This is a genomic window from Candidatus Thorarchaeota archaeon (assembly GCA_013388835.1).
Taxonomy (GTDB): Archaea; Asgardarchaeota; Thorarchaeia; order Thorarchaeales; family Thorarchaeaceae; genus JACAEL01.
In genome coordinates, this window is the sequence record JACAEL010000091.1 from 1 (window position 1) to 6,670 (window position 6,670).

Below are 6,670 nucleotides of genomic sequence, written 5' to 3' on the forward strand. Positions count from 1 at the left end.
GGTCTACATCCAACGCCTGAAACTCATACTCACCGGTAGCACATTGCTGACGCTATTGAGTTCTATCTACATTCTATCGAGTGGGATTTCGCAGTCGGTATCTACTGCTTCTATACTCCTTCTGGTGGTTGCATTCCTGAACGTTCTCCCCCTGCTTCCTAGTGTGCGTTCGAGCCGCTTCGGTTCCTGTGACGACCTGAATCCGGGTTGGGGGGGACCTGTATGCATGCTTCCTGCCATGCTGTGGGCACCAGTCCTACTATTGTGCTTCTCCTCGTCTTTCCTCGTCAGCACTCTGCTGTACATCCCAATCCTGCTGCAAATCTTCGTCTACGCGCTTGCTTACAGTGATAACTCCGCATTCAGGGCTGAGTACTTCTTCGGGCTCATCATGCCCTGTTCGCTTGCCACTGGATTCGCACTGGTCATAATTGAGGTGGGCATTCGCCTAGTTCTGGTCCTACTGTGGCTGCTCACTCTACTTGTCTGGCTCTTGCTAGCCGCTCGGCATCTCTCGGCCAACTGGGAAATTCGAGCTGTTATCCAAGTGCGCAGGGCTATCCCTAGGCTGGGGAAATCGCGGGCCTGGAGTCACTATCAGCTGGTATGGAATCTGGCCCTCGCCTCAATGCTGGCCTTCCCCATAATCGTCTTCCTCACTTCGTTTGACGATTGTGCTTTAGCAATCGTAGCCGTGCTCTTTGTAGCTGCAATCATGACCGAGAACAGCTCTATCGAGTATCCGATTGAGTATCGGGTCACTGCCTCACGTGTCGAAACACGGCATGGAATACGTGTAGTAGTTATAGAGCAGGGAAGGCGCCAGATAATACATGAACGGATGTCACGTCTCAGTGGTCTTGTGGGGTTCGCATCGAGAGAGTCACTACTCTTCAATCCATAGGACTATAAGATAGTTCCTCTGGACGTGGTATGGGCACGTCGTCTGCCTGCATTCAGCAGTGGGGAGAATGACTGGGTAGGATTGTCAACTGGTGCATCTTGCCTCAGGAACGATGTGGTTCTCATTGAGCCGTTGCCCACTCTGGCGTATTCCTCGGATGCAAAGGAGCGACAAAGCACTCCACACCTGATGAATACCCAGACTCCCTAGATTCTTGTAGACCACTGCATGAGTGTCCCAAGTGCTGTACTCGACCCCAAGACTGACCAGAGCAATTAGTGGTACACCTAGGATATTTCGGAGTCCAGACACACCACGTTCGATGCGATCGGACTGAGAAGGGATGCTTACGCAGTACTCCCTGGCAGACAAGGCAAGGAAAGCGCTAGACCCAGTCCAGTCTGTTGACACAGTCGTGGACTGGTTGGCAAATGAAGTAATGGATTCCTTTGAGGCACGAGGCATGCAATACCCCGAGCCTCTCATCTCTCTCAGTCCCATGCACGGATTGTCTGACACTTCTTACAGCGTCAATTGAGTGCTTGACGCTATTACAATATCAGATGCGACAAGTCTTGCCGCCTCGACAATCTCATCAGGCGTTGCCGATGAACACAAGCCTATCTCCGTACTCTATGACAATCATATCAACCAGTTCGAGGGCAGCCCTCTGTGGTGTGCGGTCAGTCATCATGTAGTCCGCCCTCAATCAGTATGTTTCCAAGATACGGGCAAGATGAATCATGTGCCGTGCAGCCAGACTGGGTTCCAGCAGGGTGTCGGATGCAGTCAGCGGACACTTGCCCGTTTCCTCGTCTTGCATGGTCATGAAACCCCTTTCTGAATCCGGGGAGAACTTGGAGCCAATTATGGAGTCTTCCATTGAGGCATGGTCCATACCTGAAGTCAGTGCCTGCAAAGTACCTACAAAGGAGGTGATCCCCGACCGATGGGAAGCAGATCGTCCGCTCGTAGCCGCCCAGAGGTGCCATACCCGCATATCGGTCTGACACACGGAGTTCCTAGTCCGACTAGAGGTGGTGAGCGAAACTCCTTCACCCTCAACTTCCATGTTCAGTCCTCCTCATGACTGCTGTCACCAGCGACCAGCAGGACCTCTCCTGCCGGCTGTGCATGAGGTTTGTCCGTTGTCATCGGGACTGAGGCCCTCTCTCCGGACGTGACCTCTGTCCGCTGTTGTCGCCCGCGACTGCCAGTGATCGCGGCCACAGACGGGTTCCCCATGGTTCTTTGCATGGCTGGGTCGGTACTGTCCTCGGGCACCTCTAGCGGCACCTGAACGTGAAAGTCAGCCACGCCACCTCCTGCAGACGAGGCTGGCGACCTCTCGGAGGCGGAGGACCTCCCCTCAGAGCGAGTGCTCCTCCGGGCCTTCGGGGTGCTCTTCTCATGGGGGAAGAGCCACATCCCTAGTCCTCTCTCATCCCTAAGTGACGGAATGAGCCTGATAAGCCGCCGTCCGATGTTGACGGCGGCGTTCTTGTCCGCGTTGTCGCGGTAGCCACATGTGTGACAGAGGAAGAAGCTCTGTCTTGGCCGAAGACCGGTGTTCCCGCACTTGTGGCACTTAATGCTGGTCCAAGCCTCGTTGACCATGTACACCCTCCCCGGTTCAAAGCCGAGCATCGAGAGCTTGTGGATGAGCATTCTTGTGACTCTGGCGAACGACCACCTGTGGATCATCCCTCTGTAACCGGGGCCCTTGCCGTTCCCGCGCCTTGCGCGGCTGCGTATTCCTCGAAGAAGACCGACGGCGACACGGACATCGCGGTTCCTAGCAAGCCAAAGGACGTACTCTGCCATGTCGCTCACCATCTTCCTGTCGTGGTCGAAACTGATGTTGGCCCTCTGTGTGCTCATCTCTCTCAGCTTCTTGAGGACGCCGTCTGCGTCGAGACCGTTGTTCTGGCGCTCGTGCCTCTCCCTCTGCAGGCTTGCGACTCTCCGGTCACACTCCTCCATCCGCCTCAGCTTATCCTTCTGGGTCCAGTAACGCACCTGTTTCAGCCCGTCTGGAGTGAGGAGAACAGAATATACGGACTTCCTTATGCCGAGGTCAATCGCCAGCACAGCGGGAGGCTTCCCTGAAGTGCTGTCTGATGCGACCTCCCGCTTGACCTTGAAGAGGACCGTTCATTTTTAGTTGGACAGAGTTGGACACAGGAGTCTTGTCACTCCCAGGAGACGGCACTGGGGCCAACCACTCCTCGAGGTCTCATGAGGTGTCTAACCGACCTCGAGCTCTCAGTTCCCGCACGGAGGTATATATGCACCACGCAGTGATGTCCAAGATTGTCCGACTTCTGGGCAGCTGCTGCTAACCCACCACTTACGTCGTTGGTCCTTCACAATCTGGATAGACTTCGCCGTGGCCGACCTGAGCTGGTTGAGGTGATATGACGAGGGACTGAGGGGAATGGCAAGCCTCGGGTGTTTGCGCACCCCCTGTCGTGTCGAGTCGAGAGAGTCTCTGAGCAGGAGCCAGTGCTTGATTCTGCTCTCAGGTCTGTACAGGAGCTCGAACATACGTGTGAACGCATTACGAGGGAGCTTCCTTGAGCGATAGCCACTGGCCCTCAGAGGCTTTCCCCGTCCGAGAAGGAGGTACACCTTCCACATTCCGATGGCAGTTTCCCTGCACTCTTGGAGCTCGTTCACCGATATCGTTGGGAACCGTTTCTTGAAGTCGTGAGACACACTGGGTCTGATATCTGTCCTGAGTGTGAGCCTGTCTAGGACTCCAGCATCAATATCCTTCTTCGTCGTCCCTGTGAGGAGCTGCCTCTCGTGGTGTTCGATAACGCCAATGTATGCCCTGATGACTCTGGTGTCCCTGCGTGTGATACGCGAGAGCCTTGTCCTCTGCCTCTCGGTCATCACATCCCAATTGACAGGGACCTTGACCGTAATCATCACTCCGGATGAGCGACCCATGGGAATCATGCGTCCTCGGTGTTTAAATTCCCGACCTGTTGCAGGCCGAGGTAGTTTCACTCATCCCTTCAGTCTTGGTGATGAGTGATATTCTCCACGCTTTTCTTGTGTATAGGATTGGTATTTAAATTCATTAAACGTATTTTAAGAAATGACCCCAGAAGAAGCCAGAGGACCAGGAATATGGCAAATGAAAAAGGGAATACCTCGTAGTCAATCTGACATCGTCTGCAGATGTCCCACGAACCCGGCCCGGACGCTTGCACAAGCGCACCTCATTGTCCTCAACAAATCACACATCTTCGATTCACCAATTCTCGAATGGTAACGAAGGCGTATCTGCCTTTCGCACATACAATAGTCGATGTCGTGGGTCAAGAGACTCAGGTTAAAAGCGAATACTGGGTATGGCCTGTGGGCGCGGCGGGCAGGTGATGACTTCTATTCATCTTCGGTTCACCAACCCCTGTCTGGTCCGTGCCCACCCCAAGGGCTGTCCGGGTACGGCTGGCCCCAGCCCGATGTCGGGATGTGAGGGGCTCACTCTTCACGTCAGAAATGCCATTTCACCACATCTGCTCTTCCTGAGATGACACCATAGCGTTCTCATGACTTCGGAATCGTGTCTTATGGTCCAGATTGTGGTCCAAGAGCTGAGGCTGGTCGTGACCTCCAAGCACAGCACTATTCGGGCCTCACGGGTCTGAGAGAACAGGATATGTATCCCCGAGCCGAGACACATGTGGTCCTCTGGGATGGACACGTCTGGAGGCTGAAACATTGAGCGAAGTGGACGCGGAGAGCACCTTTGAACTACCGGAAGAAGACCGCGACGACAGGAAGAGCGACGGCTGGGACGAGGAGAGAGTGCGCCTGTTCATTCGGATCCTGCTGGACGACATGATAAGATGAGCACTCCGCAGACGGACAGCAGCCGCCCGCAGCACCATCGTTCGTGGACTCGACAACAGGTCCGAGAGAACAGACACCACTCCATGGCTCCCACAGTCCCGCTGTGACACGACGCACGGCACGGTACGGAATGGCACGGGATGACAAGACATGGGCCCCTGACCCCACATGTCATGGGCGACGAGGACCCGTCAGGCATCACTCACTTTGGACGGGAACGCCCTGACATGAACGGAGGGCATCACTCACACGGTCCGGGGCCCTCACCTGTCAGCATCTCACACAAACACTTCTATGCTCGACCCGATCCTCGTTCTCGCCGTCGCTCACACACGTAGCGGGTGCCATGCCCTCAGGTGGTGGAGCCTCAACACTCTCACAAGCCCTCTGCGCGCAGCCTCCGTGCTGTCGGCCACGCACCGTACATCCTCTCTGAAGACCGTCAACTCGTGGATGTCGCCTGTGGACAAAGCCCTCCCCGTTCCTCCATCGGTGCAGCCTCGCCCCGTCTGGTCCGTACCCACCTCTTCTCTCGATGTGCCCGATTCGGTCCTGGAAGAGGAGATACACTCAGTGCCACCAGCATCAGAGGACCACAGGCTCACGACTGTGTGGTACCTGACAGGTGGAGCGGAGTCTGTACAGCGGGCTGCTTCTGAATGCCTCTCCATGCGAACAGCGCCAGCAGGTTGGGGACGAGGGCGAGGGCAGCGACCTGGGACAGGAGCACGTAGCCGCCGGCAATGTCCGGTTCGCGTGACACAATGGCTGATGTGATGAGCGACAGCACCCCGACAATGACGAAGGCCAGTCCTGCTGCCACAGCCGACCTGCGAGGGGGAAGGGAGCGGCGCCCAGCTCGTACTGACACAGCCCCCGCCAGCATCATCCCCACAGAGAGCAGGTAGAGCTCGATGCACCACAACTCGATGACCGTGGCCCAGAGACCGCCTGCCGATGGACGGAGAAGCCCACCGAAGAGAGCGAGCATGGCGACTCCAACGAGCGACCCGCAGATTAGGACCAGCGAGCCTATCGATGTCATGTAGAAGCCCACGGTACCCGTCAGCCTGTATACGTAGAGCGCGAGCATGAGGGCCCAGAGGAAGAGCAGAGTGGCTCGGGCAACAGACAACGTCCAGATCCAGTCGGGAGACGCTATGCTCGTGAGAAGAGTGACCGGAGTGGACATCACAGCTGGCAGTAGTGCGAGCAGCGCGGCCAGCGCACCAAAGAGACCGCTCATCGTCCCAAGTTCGGTGCAGGGGAACAGTCTCTCCCCGTCGGCGGGTAGGCCCATACGCGTGGAATAGAGCGTAGATCCACATAAACCATTCGAAGGACTGACGAGGATGTCAAGTCAAGGCTGGGCAAAGGGAAAGAGAGGGCCCACTGTCCCTCGAGCAGTTGTGGACAGCGTGCTTCGTCAGCTGGTACCATCTCCCTCAAGAGGGGGTTCATCAAGGGCCTGAGTTGACACTCACGACGGACCACACGCCAGACACGACATCGGAGACTGTCCGTTCTAGGCAGCGGAGACCTAGACGTGGAATCAGTCCCGTCCTCAACCGCTTCACACGGTATGGTGGACAGAGCCTCTCGCTCGTACGGAGGACAGGTAGTGGGACACAGGACCGGACACCAGCAGTCGATGTCCACCCCATGTGAACCGGTCAGGCCACAAGACGTGCGTAGATGGTGCGGGCCGAGAACCATGCATTTAGTCGAGGATAAGTCAGTGGATAGGCGGTCGTATACTCGTAGAAGCCTCGATAATACCAGCCATCACACTTGTAGAAGGTCACATGGTAGCTTCCCAGGCCCACATCACCAGCAAGGCCTTCAGGCAGGTCTATGTCGACGAAGACCATGTTACTACTCCCAACATCGACTCTTAGA

At 56.2% G+C, this 6,670-nt stretch carries 6 protein-coding genes; 1 reads left to right on the forward strand and 5 read right to left on the reverse strand.

What is annotated here, in order from left to right:
* Positions 1-55: 55 nt before the first annotated feature.
* Positions 56-904 (forward strand): hypothetical protein, encoded by an 849-nt coding sequence (locus tag HXY34_13335; GenBank protein NWF97119.1) that lies wholly within the window; start codon positions 56-58, stop codon positions 902-904.
* A 709-nt stretch (positions 905-1,613) separates the two neighbouring features.
* Here HXY34_13335 and HXY34_13340 read toward each other — a convergent pair.
* From HXY34_13340 to HXY34_13360, 5 genes are all read right to left on the reverse strand, one after another.
* Positions 1,614-1,787 (reverse strand): hypothetical protein, encoded by a 174-nt coding sequence (locus HXY34_13340; GenBank protein ID NWF97120.1) that lies wholly within the window; start codon positions 1,785-1,787, stop codon positions 1,614-1,616.
* 191 nt (positions 1,788-1,978) lie between these two features.
* A complete protein-coding gene (locus HXY34_13345) occupies positions 1,979-2,995 on the reverse strand; it encodes a transposase (GenBank protein NWF97121.1) in 1,017 nt (338 codons plus the stop codon).
* A gap of 174 nt (positions 2,996-3,169) precedes the next feature.
* Positions 3,170-3,859 carry a hypothetical protein gene (locus tag HXY34_13350; GenBank protein ID NWF97122.1) on the reverse strand — a complete coding sequence of 230 codons (690 nt, stop codon included), beginning with the start codon at positions 3,857-3,859 and terminating at the stop codon, positions 3,170-3,172.
* 1,513 nt (positions 3,860-5,372) lie between these two features.
* Positions 5,373-6,071: a hypothetical protein gene (locus HXY34_13355; GenBank protein NWF97123.1), complete on the reverse strand. Its 699-nt coding sequence runs from the start codon at positions 6,069-6,071 to the stop codon at positions 5,373-5,375.
* A gap of 373 nt (positions 6,072-6,444) precedes the next feature.
* Positions 6,445-6,642, reverse strand: a complete 198-nt coding sequence (locus HXY34_13360) for a hypothetical protein (GenBank protein NWF97124.1) — start codon at positions 6,640-6,642, stop codon at positions 6,445-6,447.
* Positions 6,643-6,670: the final 28 nt, after the last annotated feature.

Bases quoted from the DNA above. Each gene is read 5' to 3' on its own strand.
- HXY34_13355 (NWF97123.1), bottom strand. From the start codon at position 6,071: ATGGGCCTACCCGCCGACGGGGAGAGACTGTTCCCCTGCACCGAACTT.
- HXY34_13340 (NWF97120.1), bottom strand. From the start codon at position 1,787: ATGGAAGACTCCATAATTGGCTCCAAGTTCTCCCCGGATTCAGAAAGG.
- HXY34_13360 (NWF97124.1), bottom strand. From the start codon at position 6,642: ATGGTCTTCGTCGACATAGACCTGCCTGAAGGCCTTGCTGGTGATGTG.
- HXY34_13350 (NWF97122.1), bottom strand. From the start codon at position 3,859: ATGGGTCGCTCATCCGGAGTGATGATTACGGTCAAGGTCCCTGTCAAT.